The sequence below is a fragment of the Kribbella sp. WER1 genome (genome assembly GCF_054189145.1).
In genome coordinates, this window is sequence record NZ_CM135186.1 from 6,652,109 (window position 1) to 6,667,366 (window position 15,258).

14 protein-coding genes are annotated in these 15,258 nt (G+C 69.3%); 8 read left to right on the forward strand and 6 right to left on the reverse strand.

All coding sequences use genetic code 11. From position 1 onward, the window contains the following. Positions 1-203 precede the first annotated feature (203 nt). Positions 204-1,355: an ROK family transcriptional regulator gene (locus ACXJJ3_RS32515; RefSeq protein ID WP_458165682.1), complete on the forward strand. Its 1,152-nt coding sequence runs from the start codon at positions 204-206 to the stop codon at positions 1,353-1,355. A gap of 28 nt (positions 1,356-1,383) precedes the next feature. Here ACXJJ3_RS32515 and ACXJJ3_RS32520 read toward each other — a convergent pair whose 3' ends face one another. Beyond that, positions 1,384-2,610 (reverse strand): family 16 glycosylhydrolase, encoded by a 1,227-nt coding sequence (locus ACXJJ3_RS32520; protein WP_458165683.1) that lies wholly within the window; start codon positions 2,608-2,610, stop codon positions 1,384-1,386. A gap of 223 nt (positions 2,611-2,833) precedes the next feature. Here ACXJJ3_RS32520 and ACXJJ3_RS32525 point away from each other — a divergent pair, with 223 nt between their 5' ends. The 3 genes from ACXJJ3_RS32525 to ACXJJ3_RS32535 are packed head-to-tail and all read left to right on the forward strand — an operon-like array spanning position 2,834 to position 5,927. Next, positions 2,834-4,690, forward strand: a complete 1,857-nt coding sequence (locus ACXJJ3_RS32525; RefSeq protein ID WP_458165684.1) for a ricin-type beta-trefoil lectin domain protein — start codon at positions 2,834-2,836, stop codon at positions 4,688-4,690. A gap of 55 nt (positions 4,691-4,745) precedes the next feature. Further along, positions 4,746-5,561 carry a MerR family transcriptional regulator gene (locus ACXJJ3_RS32530; protein WP_458165685.1) on the forward strand — a complete coding sequence of 272 codons (816 nt, stop codon included), beginning with the start codon at positions 4,746-4,748 and terminating at the stop codon, positions 5,559-5,561. Positions 5,562-5,567: 6 nt separating this feature from the next. Then, positions 5,568-5,927 (forward strand): VOC family protein, encoded by a 360-nt coding sequence (locus ACXJJ3_RS32535; protein ID WP_458165686.1) that lies wholly within the window; start codon positions 5,568-5,570, stop codon positions 5,925-5,927. Here the strand turns inward: ACXJJ3_RS32535 and ACXJJ3_RS32540 are convergent. Continuing rightward, positions 5,915-6,466 carry a TetR/AcrR family transcriptional regulator gene (locus ACXJJ3_RS32540; RefSeq protein WP_458165687.1) on the reverse strand — a complete coding sequence of 184 codons (552 nt, stop codon included), beginning with the start codon at positions 6,464-6,466 and terminating at the stop codon, positions 5,915-5,917. The two genes, ACXJJ3_RS32535 and ACXJJ3_RS32540, sit on opposite strands and share 13 nt — an antisense overlap. Positions 6,467-6,499: 33 nt before the next feature. Here ACXJJ3_RS32540 and ACXJJ3_RS32545 point away from each other — a divergent pair, with 33 nt between their 5' ends. Then, positions 6,500-7,243 (forward strand): SDR family NAD(P)-dependent oxidoreductase, encoded by a 744-nt coding sequence (locus ACXJJ3_RS32545; protein ID WP_458165688.1) that lies wholly within the window; start codon positions 6,500-6,502, stop codon positions 7,241-7,243. Here the strand turns inward: ACXJJ3_RS32545 and ACXJJ3_RS32550 are convergent. Then, entirely contained in the window at positions 7,223-7,945 is a 723-nt protein-coding gene (locus ACXJJ3_RS32550; protein ID WP_458165689.1) for a 6-phosphogluconolactonase, read from the reverse strand. The two genes, ACXJJ3_RS32545 and ACXJJ3_RS32550, sit on opposite strands and share 21 nt — an antisense overlap. 114 nt (positions 7,946-8,059) lie before the next feature. Between ACXJJ3_RS32550 and ACXJJ3_RS32555 the strand changes: the two genes are divergently transcribed. Further along, positions 8,060-8,638, forward strand: coding sequence for an NADPH-dependent FMN reductase (locus ACXJJ3_RS32555; protein ID WP_458165690.1), 579 nt, complete (start codon positions 8,060-8,062; stop codon positions 8,636-8,638). On the opposite strand, the gene ACXJJ3_RS32560 is transcribed toward ACXJJ3_RS32555, so the two are convergent. The 3 genes from ACXJJ3_RS32560 to ACXJJ3_RS32570 form a co-directional block, all read right to left on the reverse strand. Next, complete coding sequence (locus ACXJJ3_RS32560) at positions 8,635-11,097, reverse strand: ABC transporter permease (RefSeq protein ID WP_458165691.1); 2,463 nt, start codon at positions 11,095-11,097, stop codon at positions 8,635-8,637. The genes ACXJJ3_RS32555 and ACXJJ3_RS32560 overlap by 4 nt on opposite strands. Then, positions 11,094-11,879, reverse strand: a complete 786-nt coding sequence (locus tag ACXJJ3_RS32565) for an ABC transporter ATP-binding protein (protein WP_458165692.1) — start codon at positions 11,877-11,879, stop codon at positions 11,094-11,096. The genes ACXJJ3_RS32560 and ACXJJ3_RS32565 overlap by 4 nt, the downstream gene beginning before the upstream one ends. 80 nt (positions 11,880-11,959) lie before the next feature. Continuing rightward, positions 11,960-12,556: a TetR/AcrR family transcriptional regulator gene (locus ACXJJ3_RS32570; protein ID WP_458165693.1), complete on the reverse strand. Its 597-nt coding sequence runs from the start codon at positions 12,554-12,556 to the stop codon at positions 11,960-11,962. Between the two features lie 102 nt (positions 12,557-12,658). Between ACXJJ3_RS32570 and ACXJJ3_RS32575 the strand changes: the two genes are divergently transcribed. Further along, a complete protein-coding gene (locus tag ACXJJ3_RS32575; RefSeq protein WP_458165694.1) occupies positions 12,659-13,660 on the forward strand; it encodes a hypothetical protein in 1,002 nt (333 codons plus the stop codon). 189 nt (positions 13,661-13,849) lie between these two features. Next, the gene (locus ACXJJ3_RS32580; protein ID WP_458165695.1) at positions 13,850-15,250 is read left to right on the forward strand and encodes an extracellular solute-binding protein; all 1,401 of its coding nucleotides are present in this window, start codon (positions 13,850-13,852) and stop codon (positions 15,248-15,250) included. Positions 15,251-15,258: the final 8 nt, after the last annotated feature.

Consider the following 15,258-nt stretch of genomic DNA (forward strand, 5'->3'; position numbering starts at 1 on the left):
GTAGATACAAGCCGAGTGGGGAAGGGGTCGTCAATCACGGAGCGGTAACGAATCGCGTCTTAGTTCACAACCTGGAGAAAGGGGGATCTTCCGCCGCCGGGGGTGACGTGATGAACTCGGGGACGAGCGGCCTGCGCGGGGCCGGCTGTGTCGATCACGGTGTGAGGTCGAGGATGGAAGTACGCCGGACAACGGTGCGCGACATGCGCCGGTCCAACCGCTCGGTGATCCTCACCAGCATCTACCGCGAGGGCCCGCTGAGCCGCCAGGAACTGACCGTCCGGACCTCGCTGAGCGCCGCCAGCGTCAGCAACCTGGTCGCGGAGCTGATCGCCGAGGGTGTGGTCGAGGAGGCCGGTTCGGTCGAGTCCGAGGGCGGCCGGCCGCGGGTGCTGCTGCGGGTGGCGCCGGCCTTCCGGTACGTCGTCGGCGCCGAGGTTGGGGAGACCCGGGTCCGGGTGGAGCTGTTCGACCTGGCGATGAACGTGCTGGCCCGGGCCGACCACCCGATCAGCTCGCCGACGCCCGAGGAGGTCGTGAAGCACGTCCTGGAAGGGCTTTCGACGGTGATCGCGACGTCCGGCGTCCGGTCCGCGCAGGTGCTCGGGCTCGGTGTCGCGGTCTCCGGCGTGGTCGAGGACAACGCGGTCGTCGACGCGCAGACGCTCGGTTGGGACGCCGTACCGCTCGCCGCGATGCTTGCCGAGGGCACCGACATACCGGTGCACCTGGACAACGGCGCGAACATGCTGGGGCAGGCGGAGATGTGGTTCGGCGCGGGCCGTGGCGCGACCGACGCGGTCGTCGCGCTGGTCGGGTCCGGCGTCGGATCGGCCTTGGTGGCAGGCGGATCCAGCTACCGCGGCGCGCGCAGCAGTGCGGGCGAATGGGGCCACATGACGATCGTGTACGGCGGCCGGCAGTGCCGCTGCGGTGCCCTCGGCTGCCTCGAGGCGTACGTCGGCGCCGAGGGCGTGCTGGACCGGTACCGGCTCGCCGGCGGGATCGTCGAGACCGACGAGGAGACCGCGTTCGTCGAACTGCTGGAGTCCGGGAAGGAGCCCGCGGCAACCGTTGTGGCGGACACGATCGGCTACCTGGCGGCCGGATTCGCGAACCTGGTGAACCTGGTCAACCCCGAGCGGATCGTGCTCGGCGGCTGGGCCGGGCTGCTGCTGGGGGAGAAGTACCTGGACGAGCTGCGGGCCGAGGCCGCGAAGCACGCGCTCCGGCGGCCGTACGCGCAGGTCGAGATCGTGCTCTGCGAACTGGGCCGCGACGCCGTGGCTCTCGGCGCCGCGACCCTCCCCGTAGTACGCCTCCTCCGTGACGGTGGCGTGCTTTCCGGAAACTAATCGCCGTATTGCGACGAATAGTTTCCGCTCAGACCGTCCACTTCTGGTTGGCCCCGCCGGTGCAGGTCCAGATCTGGGTCGGGGTGGCGTTCGCGGAATTGTTGCCGGTGACATCGAGGCACTTGTTCGCCTTCGGGTTCACCAGATCGTGCCCGGAGCTGTAAACCCATTGCTGGGCGGCGTTTCCGTTACAGGTTGCCAGTTGCACTCTGGTGCCGTCGGCAACTCCGGCGTTCGCGACGTCGAGGCACTTGCCGAGGGCCCGGATCGTGCCGTCGCCCGGGCGGGACCACTGCTGGGCGATCGTCGTGTTGCAGTCGTACAGCTGGACCGTCGTACCGTCGGCGGCGTTCGCGCCGGCGACGTCGAGGCACTTGCCGGCCAGGCCGGTGATCTGCGAACCGCCGCCGCCGGAGCTGCCGAGCGTGGTGACGCGGACGTAGTCGACGGTCATGGTCTGCGGCATCTGTGTGCTGCCGTCCGGGTAGCCCGGCCAGTACCCGCCGACCGCGAGGTTCAGGATCATGAAGAACGGGTGGTTGAAGACCCACTGGTTGCCGTTCAGGTCGGCCGGCGTACGGCGCTGGTACTGCACGCCGTCGACGTACCAGGTGATCGAGTCCGGCGCCCAGTCGACCGCGAACGTGTGGAAGTCGTCGGCGAACGACCAGCCGTTCGGATGGTTGTACGCGGCACCGATCCCGCCGGCGCCGGAGTACCCCGGACCGTGGATCGTGCCGTGCACGGTGGCCGGCTCCTTGCCGATGTTCTCCATGATGTCGATCTCGCCGTCGTTCGGCCAGTTGCCGCCGCCGAGCATCCAGAACGCCGGCCAGATCCCCTGTCCGCGGGGGATCTTGATCCGGGCCTCGAACCGGCCGTACGTCTGGGTGAACGTCTGCGCGGTGAGCAGCCGGGCCGAGGTGTACTGGCACGGGCCGTAGTGGCACTGGTAGCCGCCGTTCTCCTGCCGGGCGGTGATCACCAGGTTGCCGTTGCCGTCCAGCGCGGAGTTGTTGCGGCTGTCGGTGTAGTACTCGCGTTCGTCGTTGCCCCAGCCGTTGCCGCCGATGTCGTACCGCCACTTGGCGGGATCGGGGGCCTGGCCGGCCGGGCCGTCGAAGTTGTCCTCCCAGACCGTCGCCGTCTGGGCGGCGGACGCCTGCTGATGGCCGGAGGCGGCCGGTTGGAGGAGGGCGGTGCCGACTGCGACGGCACCGATCGCGACGAGCGCGAGCATCCGGGGACGCTTCATGAGTACCTCATTTCCGGGGGCGTCTGAATGAGGGTGTATGTGCGCCGCAGCGTGCCGTGAGAACGCTCCCACGTCAAGCCCTGGACTAATTCAACGACTTGAAAAAAGTCTCCGCGCGCCGTTGACACGGCTGCTCACCGATGGTTGTCTCGTGGTGACAACCAGTTGCGGCGCGGGCAGACGCCGTCCATGAACCCCCTTGAAACAAGGGAGAACCGCCCCCATGAAACGCTTCCTGCCGCCGGTCGTCGCTGCGCTCTGCGTGGCTGCCGCCGGCCTCGGCGTCGGAACCGCCGCACCGGCCCAGGCCGCCGGCGAACAGGTCAACGTCTGGCTCACCACCACCAACGACTCGGGCGGCCGCTCGGTGACCCGCGGACTGCAGCAGCAGACCCCGGTGAACTTCGGCCCGGCCGGCGGTTCCGCGGACCAGACCGTCACGATCAACGAGAACACGACGTACCAGTCCTTCGAGGGCGGCGGCGCGTCGTTCGCGGACAGCTCCGCGTGGCTGCTGAACAGCAGTGGCGTGATCTCGGCCGCGACCCGCGACCAGGTGATGAAGGACCTGTTCGACCCGGTGAACGGGATCGGCCTGTCCTTCGTCCGGAACCCGATGGGCGCGTCCGACCTCGCCCGGTTCAACTACTCCTACGACGACACGTGCTGCGACCTGAACGACTTCAGCATCCAGCACGACCTGGCGGACGTCGTACCGCTGACCAAACAGGCACGGGCGTTGAACCCGAACCTGAAGGTGATGGGGTCGCCGTGGAGTGCGCCGGCGTGGATGAAGGACAACAACGACTTCGTGCACCGCGGGTGGCTGAAGTGGGAGTACGCGCCGATGTACGCGCAGTACTTCGTGAAGTACCTGCAGCAGAACGAGGCCCAGGGCAACCACATCGACTACGTCTCGGTGCAGAACGAGCCCACCTGCTGCGGAACCGACAGCACCGGGTACGCGTCGATGAACTGGAACGGGTCGGGGCTGCTCGAGTTCACCAAGAACAACCTGCTGCCCGCGCTGCACGCCGCCGGGCTGACCACGAAGGTGCTGATCCTCGACTACAACTGGGGCAACTACAACGACCTCGGCTCGGTGCCTCTTGCCGATGCTGCTCTGCGCAACGATCCGAACTTCGGGGGGATCGCCTGGCACGGATACGGCGGCGATGTCAGCCTGCAGACCCAGATCCACAACCAGTACCCGTCGGTGAACGCGTACATGACCGAGCACTCGGGCGGCACCTGGATCGGGAACCAGCAGACCGAGGACATGAACAACCTGATCGACTACACCCGCAACTGGGACAAGTCATGGGTCAAGTGGGGCATCGCCTTGGACGAGAACCACCTGCCGTACGTCGGTGCCGGGTGCAACGTGTGCACCGGGCTCGTCACCGTGCACCGGAACGACGCCCAGCGCGGGCAGGTCACCAAGACGATCGAGTACTACACGATGGGCCACCTGACGAAGTTCGTGAAGCCCGGGGCGTTGCGGATCGACTCCACCGCGAACAACTCGGTGAAGAACGTCGCGTGGAAGAACCCGGACGGCTCGAAGGCCCTGATCGCGTACAACACCACGGGCAGCTCGCAGTCGGTGCGGGTGAACTGGGGCTCGCAGTCCTTCGTCTACACGCTGCCGACGCAGACGTCGGCGACGTTCACCTGGTCCGGCTCGCAGAGCACCGGCGGCGCCGGCCAGATCACCGGGCTGGCCGGAAAGTGCATGGACGTCGCCGGTGCGAGCAGCGCGGACGGTACGGCGGTCCAGCTGTACGACTGCAACGGTACGACGGCCCAGCAGTGGCAGCGCCCTGGCGACGGAACCGTGCGGGCGCTGGGCAAGTGCCTCGACGTATCGAGCGGCTCCGTGGCGAACGGCGCCCGGGTGCAGCTGTACTCGTGCAACGGATCGGCCGCCCAGCAATGGACCTACACGAGCGGGAGAGATCTGGTGAACCCACAGGCAAACAAGTGCCTCGACGTCACCGGCAACGTCTCCACCAACAGCACGCCCCTCCAACTGTGGACCTGCACCGGCGCAGCCAACCAGAAGTGGACGGTGTCCTGACGCGGCATCGCGGGTGATTTGACCCTCCGGTTACCGGAGGGTGGAAGCTTGTCGCATGACGGCGACGGTGACGGTGGGTGAGTTCTCGCGACTCACCCACCTGAGTGTGAAGACCCTGCACCACTACCACGAGATCGGGCTGCTGGCGCCGGTCTCGGTGGATGCTTCGTCGGGGTATCGGCGGTACGGGACCGGGCAGGTGGATACGGCGCTGCTGATTCGCCGGCTGCGCGAACTGCGGATGCCGTTGGCGGATGTGCGTTCCGTCGTCGAGGCGGGGGACGGCGCGGCTCGTGAGGAGACGCTCCGTACCCACCTCGAGCGGATGGAGCAGGAGCTCGCGCACACCCGCGACGTCGTCGCCTCGCTCCGGGAGCTGCTCACCCCGGGGCGGCCGGTGCTCGACGTGACCTACCGGTTCGTCCCGCCGTTCCGGGCGTACGGCGTCCGCGGTCAGGTGCTCCGCTCGGAGATCGGGCCGTGGTGCGAGTTCGCCTACGGCCGGCTCGGCGCGGTCACGGCCGGGATCCACGGGTCGTCCGGCGCGACGTACAGCGACGAGTTCTTCACCGAGGACGAGGGCGAGGTGGTCGCGTTCCACCCGGTCCCGCTCGACCAGCCGGCGGCCGACGGCGTCGAGCTCGTCGACCTGCCCGGTGGGTACTTCGCGATCGCCGTCCACGCGGGCCACATGACCGACTTCGACCGCACGTACGGCGCCCTCGGCAGCCACGTCGCGGAGTACTGCGAGGTCGCGCCGGGCCCGATCCGCGAGCTGTATCCGATCGGCCCCGGGGACACCCCCGACCCGGCCGACTACCGCACCGATGTCTGCTGGCCGATCCAGCGGATCCCTGTCCTGAAAGGCTGAACCACCATGTCGATCACCCTCGAGAACATCGCCGTCGACTGCACGGACGCGAAGATGCTGGCCACCTTCTGGGCCGCCGTGCTGTCGACCGAAGTAGATGCCGAGGCCAACGAGTTCTACGCCACCGTGAACCGCGCCGCGACCGGCCCGACGCTGATGTTCCTGCAGGTCCCGGAGCCGCGCACCGGCAAGAACCGCCTGCACCTCGACCTCGCCACCGCCGACTGGCCGGCCGAGGTCGATCGCCTCGTCGGCCTCGGCGCCAAGCGCCTCGACGAGCACAACGAATACGGCACCCACTGGATCACGCTGGCCGACCCGGAGGGCAACGTCTTCGACCTCGCCGAGCACGCTCAGGGAGCGTGACCGAAGACCGCGCCGAACGCCTCCCGGAAGAGCTCCGCCAGGTCAGCCTCGCCGTCACCGGCGGCCCAGCGGAGTAGGGCGGTGTGGGTTACGCCGAGTACGGCGCTTGCGGCGGCGCGGGCGGTGTACTCGAGGTTGGGGTCGAGTGCTCCGACGAAGGCTTCCTGCAGGCGGAACTGGCTGTCCAGGTGGCGCGCCTGCAGGGCCGGTGTGGAGATCATCAGCTGCAGGCGGGCGAGGAGGAGGTCGTTCGCGGAGCGGTCGAGGATCGTGAGCACGGTGCGGCCGATGCGGTCGGTGAGGGTGCCGTCGGCGGGGAGTTCGGCGATCGTGGCGGCGGTCAGCTGGTCGAATTCGTCGTACAGGACCAGGTCTTCCTTGGTGGGGAAGTTCCGGTAGACGGTCATCGCCGAGACACCGGCCGCGTCGGCGACGTCGTTCACCGTGGTCGCGTCGTACCCGCGGTCGGTGAACAGGCGGATCGCCTGCTGCTGGATGCGCTGCCGGGTGGCTGTGCGCTGGCGGTCCCTCAAGCTCATGTGGTAGATACTAACAACATGATAGTTTCTAACATGAACGGCAAGGTCGCGCTGGTGACAGGTGCCTCGCGCGGCATCGGGCGGGCGATCGCGGAGCGGCTGGCCGCGGCGGGTGCCGAGGTCGCGGTGCACTACCACCGGGACAAGGCGGGCGCCGAGGAGACGCTCGCGCGGATCGGCGGGCGCGGGTTCGTGGTCGGCGCCGAGCTCGGTGTACCGGGGGACGCTTCGGCCGTGTTCGAGCAGTTGTCGGCCGGGTTGGCCGGGCGGCCGTTGGATGTACTCGTGAACAACGCCGCCGCGTTGCCGGCCGGTCCGATCGGTAGCGACACCGAGGCGGAGTTCGACCGGCTGATGGCGGTGAACGTCCGGGCGCCGTACTTCCTCATCCAGCGGCTGCTGCCGGTACTGGCCGACGGCGGGCGGATCGTGTCGGTCTCGTCGGTCGCGACCCGGATGGCGAACCCGGCGCAGACCTCGTTCGCGATGACGAAGGGCGCGCTGGAGACGATGACGCGGACGCTCGCCCAGGAGTTCGGCGCCCGCGGGATCACGGTGAACGCGGTCGCCCCGGGTGCGACCCGGACCGACGCGAACGGCGCGGTCTTCGAGGCGCCGGGGCTGACCGAGCTGATCGTCGCGCACACCGCACTCGGCCGGCTCGGTACCGCCGAGGACGTGGCCGACGTGGTCGCGTACCTCGCGTCGCCCGCGGCCCGGTGGATCACCGGCCAGGTCGTGGACGCGTCCGGCGGGCTACACCTCGGGGTCGGATAGCGCGTCGAGGAACAGGTGTACGTCGGGGTGCGTGCGGAGCGCCGTACCGGGGTGGTCCGGGCCGATCGGCTGCGTGAGCGTGTCGTGCACCGCCTGGCGTTTGACCGCGCCGGGGACCGAGCCGATCAGCGTACGGGCGTTCAGCAGCCGGGGGATCGTGACCGTGACGGCGTGCGTCGGTACGTCGTCCAGCGTCGGGAAGTTGCCCTCGTCGACCTGCTGCCGGCGGCTGACGTCGTCCAGCGCGACCCGCCTGGTCGCGTGCGGGTCGGCGAAGTCCGCGGGCGGATCGTTGAAGGCGAGGTGGCCGTTCACGCCGAGGCCGAACAGCACCAGGTCGAACGGTTCGGCACCCATCGGATAGCTGTCGCCGTCCGGGTCCAGTGGGTGGAAAGTTGCCTGCGGCACCTTTTCGAGGAAGGTCCGGCGCAGCCAGTTCCGGAACGACTGCGGCGCGTCCGCGCTCAGCCCGACGTACTCGTCCATGTGGTAGCAGACGATCTTGCTCCAGTCGAGGTCCGGCTCCGCGGCGAGCGCCGTCAGCGTCGCGGTCTGGCTCGGGGCGGCCGCCAGCATCACCCGCGGGCCGCCGGTCTCCGCGATCGCCTTCCGGAGTACCGCGGCAGCCGCGGCGGCCGCGGCGCGTCCGAGTCCTTCGCGGTCCGGGGACGTGGTGACGCGCGGAGCATGCTCGACAGTCATAGGGAGAAGGCTCGCACACCGCCGCGGCGTTCGCATTGTGAGAAAGTCCAGTGGCGGGATCGACTTTGACTACTCTCGAAGCAGTTGCCGCCGAGTGGTCAGGAGATGGGTCGGATGTCGTCAGTCGAGTTGGAGTGGCCGCAGTCCGTGGTCACGGTGGTAGGGAATCCGCGGGCCGGTTCGCGGACCGCGGCCGCCGCGGCGTCGGTGGCGGAGTTGCTCGCCTCCGAGCTCGGTACGCCGTACCGGATCGACGAGCTGATCGACCTGGTGACGTTCGCGCCGGCCATCTTCCACGGTGAGCAAGCGGGCGCCGAGGCGTTGGCGAACGCGATCGACCAGGTGTCCTCGGCCTCGGTGATCGTGGTCGCGACACCTGTCTACAAGGGCAGCTACACCGGCCTGCTGAAGAGTTTCCTCGACGTACTGCGGCCCTCGGCGCTGGCCGGTTCGGTGGTGGTCCCGGTGACGGTGTCGGCCGCCCCGAGCCACAAGCTCCTCGCCGACCAGCACCTGCGGCCGGTCCTCGCCGAGCTGGGCGCGAGCGTCCCGGTGCCCGGCGTGATCCTGGAGGAGCGTGACCTGGAGGACCTCCAGGTCGTGCTCTCCTCGTGGATCCGCGACCACGCCGCGATCATCCAGGCGACGACGATCGCGCTCCAGCCGGTGGCCGAGCCGACCCCCGCGCACTAGTCCGCAGGCCCCGGTTGGCCGGGGGAGCTGCGCAGGACCGTGGTCGCCGGGACGAGCGTCGAGCCGAACGTCAGGACGGCGGCCGCGCCGGCGATCACCAGATAGATCCACAGCGGCCCGGTCGGGATCGCGCTGCCGGAGACCTTGGACGAGAACGGGAGCAGGCAGGCCAGCGCCACCGCCGTACCGAGCGTGATGCCGATCAGCGTGACCAGCGTGCTCTCGGTGGTGAGCATCCGCAGTACCTGGAAGCGGGTCGAACCGGTCAGCCGCTGCAGGGCGAACTCGCGACGGCGGCGCAACGTGGTCGACACCAGTGTGTTGACGACCGAGACCGCCGTGTATGCGATCAGCATGCCGACGAGCATGTAGTTGACCCACGCCTGCGTCTGCAGATCCTCGACGTTCGTGGCGACAAGCGCGCTCCGGTCGGCCACCTGCACGCCGGGATGCGCGGCCGCGAGTTTGGCGAGGGCCGGTCGTACGTCGGCGCCCGGAGCGGCGCGGACGAGGACCTGTTTGGTGAGCCCGTCCGTGGTGTGCGCGGCGACGAGCGACGCGGGCAGCATGATCGTTTCGTACCCGCGGTCGGCGGCGAACGTCGCGACGACCCGCAGCTTCACGGTGGTCCCGTCGCCGAGCGTCATCGTGATGTCGGAGCCGACGCCACGGCCGGTCTTGCTCGCCATGCTCTCCGGTACGGCGGCTGTCAGCCCGGTCAGTCCCGCGAGCGAACCCGCGGTCAGCCGGACGGGCGCCGTACCGTCGGCACCCTGTGCGTCGACGCCGACCACCGGCGCGCCGTCCTCGTCGAACGACGCGTTGCGCGGGTCGTCGACGGCCCCCATGCTGCGGACGTACGCCGACGCGCTCGTGACGCCGGGTACTGCGCGGACCTGCTGGAGGAGCTTCGACGAGAGGCCGGCGTCCGACACGAGGACGGCGTCCGCGCGAAGGTCGCGGGTGAACGCCTCCGACGACGCGTGGACCTGGGTGGTCTGCATGTACAGGTTGGCGGTCGAGATGCCGACGGCAAGCATCACCGGTACGACGGCGGCCGAGAGCGCGACCGAACGGGCCGAGAGGTTGCGGATCGCAAGGCGGCCGTTGACCCGGGTCAGCGCCTGGATCGGCCAGCGCCAGAACGCCAGGACTGCCTTCGTCCAGAAGGGACCGAGGAGCGCAACGCCGATCGCCCAGCAGAGGACGGACGGACCGGCCGTGGACGCGGCCAGCGGACCGCTCATGACGGTGGCGGTGACGATCAGCAGGGCGAGTCCGCCGCCGAGCGCGATCAGCCCGAAGAACAAGCGGATCCAGCTGAACCACCGGCGCTGCAGCGAGGCCTCGGCGAGGGCTTCGACCGGGCGGATCTTCGCGGACTTCCGGGCCGCGATCAGGGCCGCGCCGATGGCGGCGAGGACCGCGGCGCCGGCGCCGGCCGCGAACGGGATCCAGCCCTGGGAGAACTCGATGACCGGGGAGGCGACGCCGTGCTTGCCGAGCTGGTCGAAGAGGAAGCGGCCGAGCATGATGCCCGGGAAACAGCCGAGGACGACGGCCGGGATCGCGACCAGGAGGGCCTCGCCGAGGATCATCCGGCGGACCTGGCCCGGCGTGGTGCCGATGCCGCGGAGCAGGGCGAACTCGCGCTCGCGGTGCTGTGCGGCGAGCGCCAGGGTGGAGGCGACGACGAACATCATCGTCATGGTCGCGATCCCGCCGAAGGAGCCGGCGATCGCGATCAGCGCGGTGCGGTGCGACGAGGCGTCGGGGTGTTCGGCGAGGCCGCGGTCGACGCCGGTGGTGGCGGTGAGGTCGCCGAGCTTCTCCAGTTGCTTGCGGACGGCATCGAGATCGGTGCCAGGGGCAACCTGTACGCCGACGTCGGCGAAGCGGGCGGGGTTGCGGACCAGCTGGGCGGCGTCACGGTCGTTGAAGAACGCGTGACCTTCCGGGCCCTTCGCGAGACCGCTGACGGTGTAGGTGTGGGGCTCGCCGTCGATCAGGAAGGTCAGGTGCTCGCCTACCTTGCCCGACGAAACCACTACCTGGCCGGACCGTGGCGCATGCCCGGAACTGAGGTGGTAGGGGGCGAGCTCCGCCGACGACCAGTTGTGGCCTTCGGCAATCGTCGGGGTGATCGCGGTGAAGGTGTAGTCGCCGACGGCAGAGGTTACGCCTTGTACTGTACGGATTCGGGGGAGGAGCTCGGTGGGGACGCCTACGCGTTCCGGGAGGGGAGTGGCGTCCTCGGCGCCGGGGCGGAGGTGGGACTGGTTGCCGGTGAGGACGATCGAGGCACCGGCCAGGCGTTGCGGTTCGACGTTCGAGCGGATGCCGGTCTCCATCAGGCCGCCGCAGGCCATCACGATCGCCGTACCGAACACGACCGCGACGAACGTCGCGAGGAACCCGCTCTTGCGGTACCGCAGGGTGCGGAGCGCGAGGCGCATCATCCCGCCACCACCTGCAGGTTCGAGCGCGCGCCGAGGTGCGTCATCCGGTCGGCGACCTGCTCGGCGGTCGGAGCGGTCAGGCTGCCGGCGAGGACGCCGTCGGCGAGGAACACCACCTGGTCGGCGTACGACGCGGCGACCGGGTCGTGGGTGACCATCACGACGGTCTGGCCCTGCGTCCGCACCGGCTCGCGGAGCAGCTCGAGTACGTCGGCGGCCGTCTGTGTGTCGAGTGCACCGGTCGGCTCGTCGGCGAAGATCACCGCCGGACGCGCGACCAGCGCGCGGGCGATCGCGACCCGCTGCTGCTGACCGCCGGACAGCTCGCCCGGACGGTGCTTGTGCCGCTCGCCGAGACCGACCCGCTCCAGCACCTGCCGTACGGCGGCCTTGTTCGGACGGCGGCCGTCGAGCTCCTGCGGCAGGCAGACGTTCTGCCAGACGTTCAACGTGGGCAGCAGGTTGAAGGACTGGAACACGAACCCGATCCGTTCCCGCCGGAGCTCGGTCAGCTTGCGTTCGCTCAGCCCGGCCAGCGGCAGCCCGTCGATGAACACGCTGCCCGACGTCGGGCGGTCCAGCCCGGCCGCGCAGTGCAGGAACGTGCTCTTACCCGATCCGGACGGCCCCATCACCGCGGTGAACGTCCCGGGGGCGAACTTCATCGAGATCCCGTTCAGCGCCGTCACCGCGTTCCCGCCGCGGCCGTACACGCGTCGTACCTCCTGCAGGACGACCGAGTATCCGGTCCCGTCGACTGCTTCCTGCGTCCGTTTCCTCATGCCGACGACGCTACGGAGCAACGGCGTACCGGCCGAGGGTGCTGGACCGCCGTACGAGGTGGGAGAAAGTCCACCCCCGGCTACGGACGCAGCAGCGCCCGCAGCCCCTCGACGTAGCTCTCGGGCGTGACGTCGCCGAGCAGCAGCCGCTGCACCATGAACCCGGGCAGCGTCCCGAACAGGACCTGCGCGATGTACTCCGGGTCCGCGTCGGCGTCGACCGTGCCGTCGGCCTGCGCGCGCCGGGCGACGGCCACGAAGTGCTCGCGCAACTGCTGGTACTTCGCGGCCGCGGTGGCCTTCATCGCGGGATTGCGCTGCGACTCGGCCCAGGCCTGCACCGCGACCCGGGTGACGTCGCCGCCGGGCCGTTCCGCGATCACCGTCACGTGCTTGAGCGCGGCCTCCAGTGCGGTCAGCGGGGTCAGCGGGCCCTCCGCGGCGAGGATCGTCTCGAAGAGCTCGTCGACGGCGCTGAGCGCGTCCTCGGCGATCGCCCCGACGATCTCCTCCTTGCTCTTGAAGTACCCGTAGACGGCGCCGGCCGACAGCCCGGACGCGCGGATCACGTCCGCCATCGTCGTCTTGTGGAAGCCCTCCTCGAGCACGCAGGTGCGGGCCGCCGCGACGATCTGCGCGCGGCGCGCGAGCCGGTGTTCCTCGGTGACCTTGGGCACGTGCGCAACTTAAAACGAATGTCCGTTCTTGACAAGCCAACGGTCGCGTCCGAGGCTATAAAGAACGATCATTCGGTTTTATTTGTCCGAGGAGAGTCCGCCATGACCACCGAAGCGCACGCGGCCGCCCGTCGCCGGCCGCCCCTGATCGCCGTCATCGTGCTGCTGACCGCCGTCCTCACGGTGTTCCTGATCGCGTTCGCCTGGCCGTCGGCCCGGTCCGAACCGCGGGACGTCCCGCTCGCGGTGTCCGGCCCGGCGCCCGCGGTCGCGCAGGTACGGACCGCGCTCGACCAGGCGATCCCGGGCGGCTTCGAGCTCACCGCCGTACCGGATCGGCAGGCGGCGGTGCAGCGGATCAAGGACCGGGACGCGTACGGCGCGATCGTGCTCGACGCCGGGCAGCCCGAAGTGCTGACCGCCTCGGCAGCCGGTCCCGCGGTCGCGCAGGTCCTCACCCAGCTCGCCGGGCGGATGCACCCGGACGGCGCGGCCAAGGTCACGGACGTCGTGCCGCTGCCGAAGGACGACCCGCGCGGCGCCGGCCTGGCCGCCGGTGCGTTGCCGCTCGTGCTCGGCGGCATCATCGCGGCCGGGGCGCTGACCCAGCTGGTGCGGTCGGGCGCGAAGCGGATGATCGGCGCGGTCGTGTTCGCGATCACCGGCGGGCTCGCGCTGGCCGCCGTACTGCAGTACTGGCTGGGCTCGTTCGAAGGCAGCTACCTCGGCAACGCGGGCGTGATCGCGATGTCGATCGCCGCGATCAGCCTCACCCTGCTCGGCCTCGAATGGCTGCTCGGTACGGCGGGCCTCGCGCTCGGAGGCGCCGTGATGATGCTGCTCGGCAACCCGCTGTCCGGGATGACCAGCGCGCCCGAGATGCTGCCGAGCGGCTGGGGCACGCTCGGGCAACTGCTGCCACCCGGCGCGGCCGGTACGGCGTTGCGCTCGGTCAGCTTCTTCGACGGCGCTGGAATCGGCCGTCCGCTCGTCGTTCTGAGCTGCTGGTTGCTTGCCGGACTGGTGTTCTGCGGACTCGGTGCGCTCCGCGGCCGGCGCCGCGCCGTACCGGCTCGTCATGAGGCGCACGCGGTCACGGCCTGACAAAGTCCGGGTATGGAAACGCGGTGACCGGATCGTTACGTTCCGGCACCGCGTGACTCCGTGCCGACGGCGACAACGTTGTCTGCCAAGCATTGACTTCCTTCGCCAGGCGCTCCTACGGTCGCGGAAAAGCCCGCTGGGCTTGGGTCGTAGTACCGGGATGACAACGATTGCCCGAAGGTGGACCTGATGAAGTCAAGGAAGCGTTTCAAGGCAGCGGCCGCGGCAACCGCGCTGCTGCTGGCGGTCTCGGCCTGCAGCCAGGGCTCGACGACCAAGCAGCCGGAGGCCGGCAGCTCGCAGAGCGCCGGTCCGGCGCACATCAAGATCGCGTACCAGCAGTGGGGACCGGGCGTCGTGATGAAGACGTTCCTCACCGGCGTGAAGTCCGAGTACGAGGCCGCGCACCCCGGGTCCCAGGTCGAGATCGTCCCGGTCGTCGCCAGCGAGAACGACTACTACACCAAGATCCAGTTGATGATGCGGTCGCCGAACACCGCGCCGGACATCGTCTACGAGGACACCTTCCTGATCAACTCCGACATCACCGCCGGGTACCTGAAGCCGCTCGACGACTACATCAAGGGCTGGCCCGACTGGAGCCAGTTCGAGGAGAGCGCGAAGGGCGCCGCGAAGGGCCAGGACGGCAAGACGTACGGCGTACCGGACGGCACCGACACCCGGGCGCTCTGGTACAACAAGCAGATCTTCGCGAAGGCCGGCCTCCCCGCGGACTGGCAGCCGAAGACGTGGGACGACGTACTCAGCGCGGCGCGCACCATCAAGCAGAAGGTGCCCGGTGTCATCCCGTTCAACATGTACTCCGGCAAACCGATGGGTGAAGCCTCGGCCATGCAGGGCTTCGAGATGCTGCTCTACGGCACCAAGGACACGCTGTACAACTACGACCAGAAGAAGTGGGTCGTCGGCAGCCAGGGCTTCAAGGACTCGCTGAACTTCGTCAAGACGGTATTCTCCGAGGGCCTGGCCCCGTCGCCGAAGGACGCGCTGAACCCGAACATGGGCAGCAAGGTCGGCACCGAGCTGCTACCGCAGGGCAAGCTCGCGATCGACCTCGACGGGTCGTGGGTCTACAACAACTGGCTGAAGTCCGGCGCGAAGCCGTGGCCGCAGTGGAGCACGGTGCTCGGGCAGACCGCGATGCCGACCCAGGACGGCAGCGGCAAGGGCAAGGTCAGCCTCTCCGGCGGCTGGACCTGGGCGATCCCGGCCAAGGCCAAGTCGCCTGACGCGGCCTGGGACTTCATCAAAACCCTGCAGACACAGAAGAACGCGGCCAAGTACGCCACCGACGGCGCGCAGATCGCCGTCCGCAAGGACGTCGCCGCCGACGCGGCGTACAAGGCCTCGTCGGCGAGCACCAAGTTCTTCACCGACCTCGTCTCGGTCACCGTGTACCGCCCGGCGCTGCCGGAGTACCCGAAGGTGTCCAACGAGATCATCACCGCGATGGAATCGGTGATGACCGGACAGTCCTCGCCCGACGACGCGGCGAAGAGCTACGACCAGGCGGTCGAGGGCGTCGTCGGCGGCAAGGACAGTACGACGACGAAGAGCACTGGCCAGTAGGCCGGAGG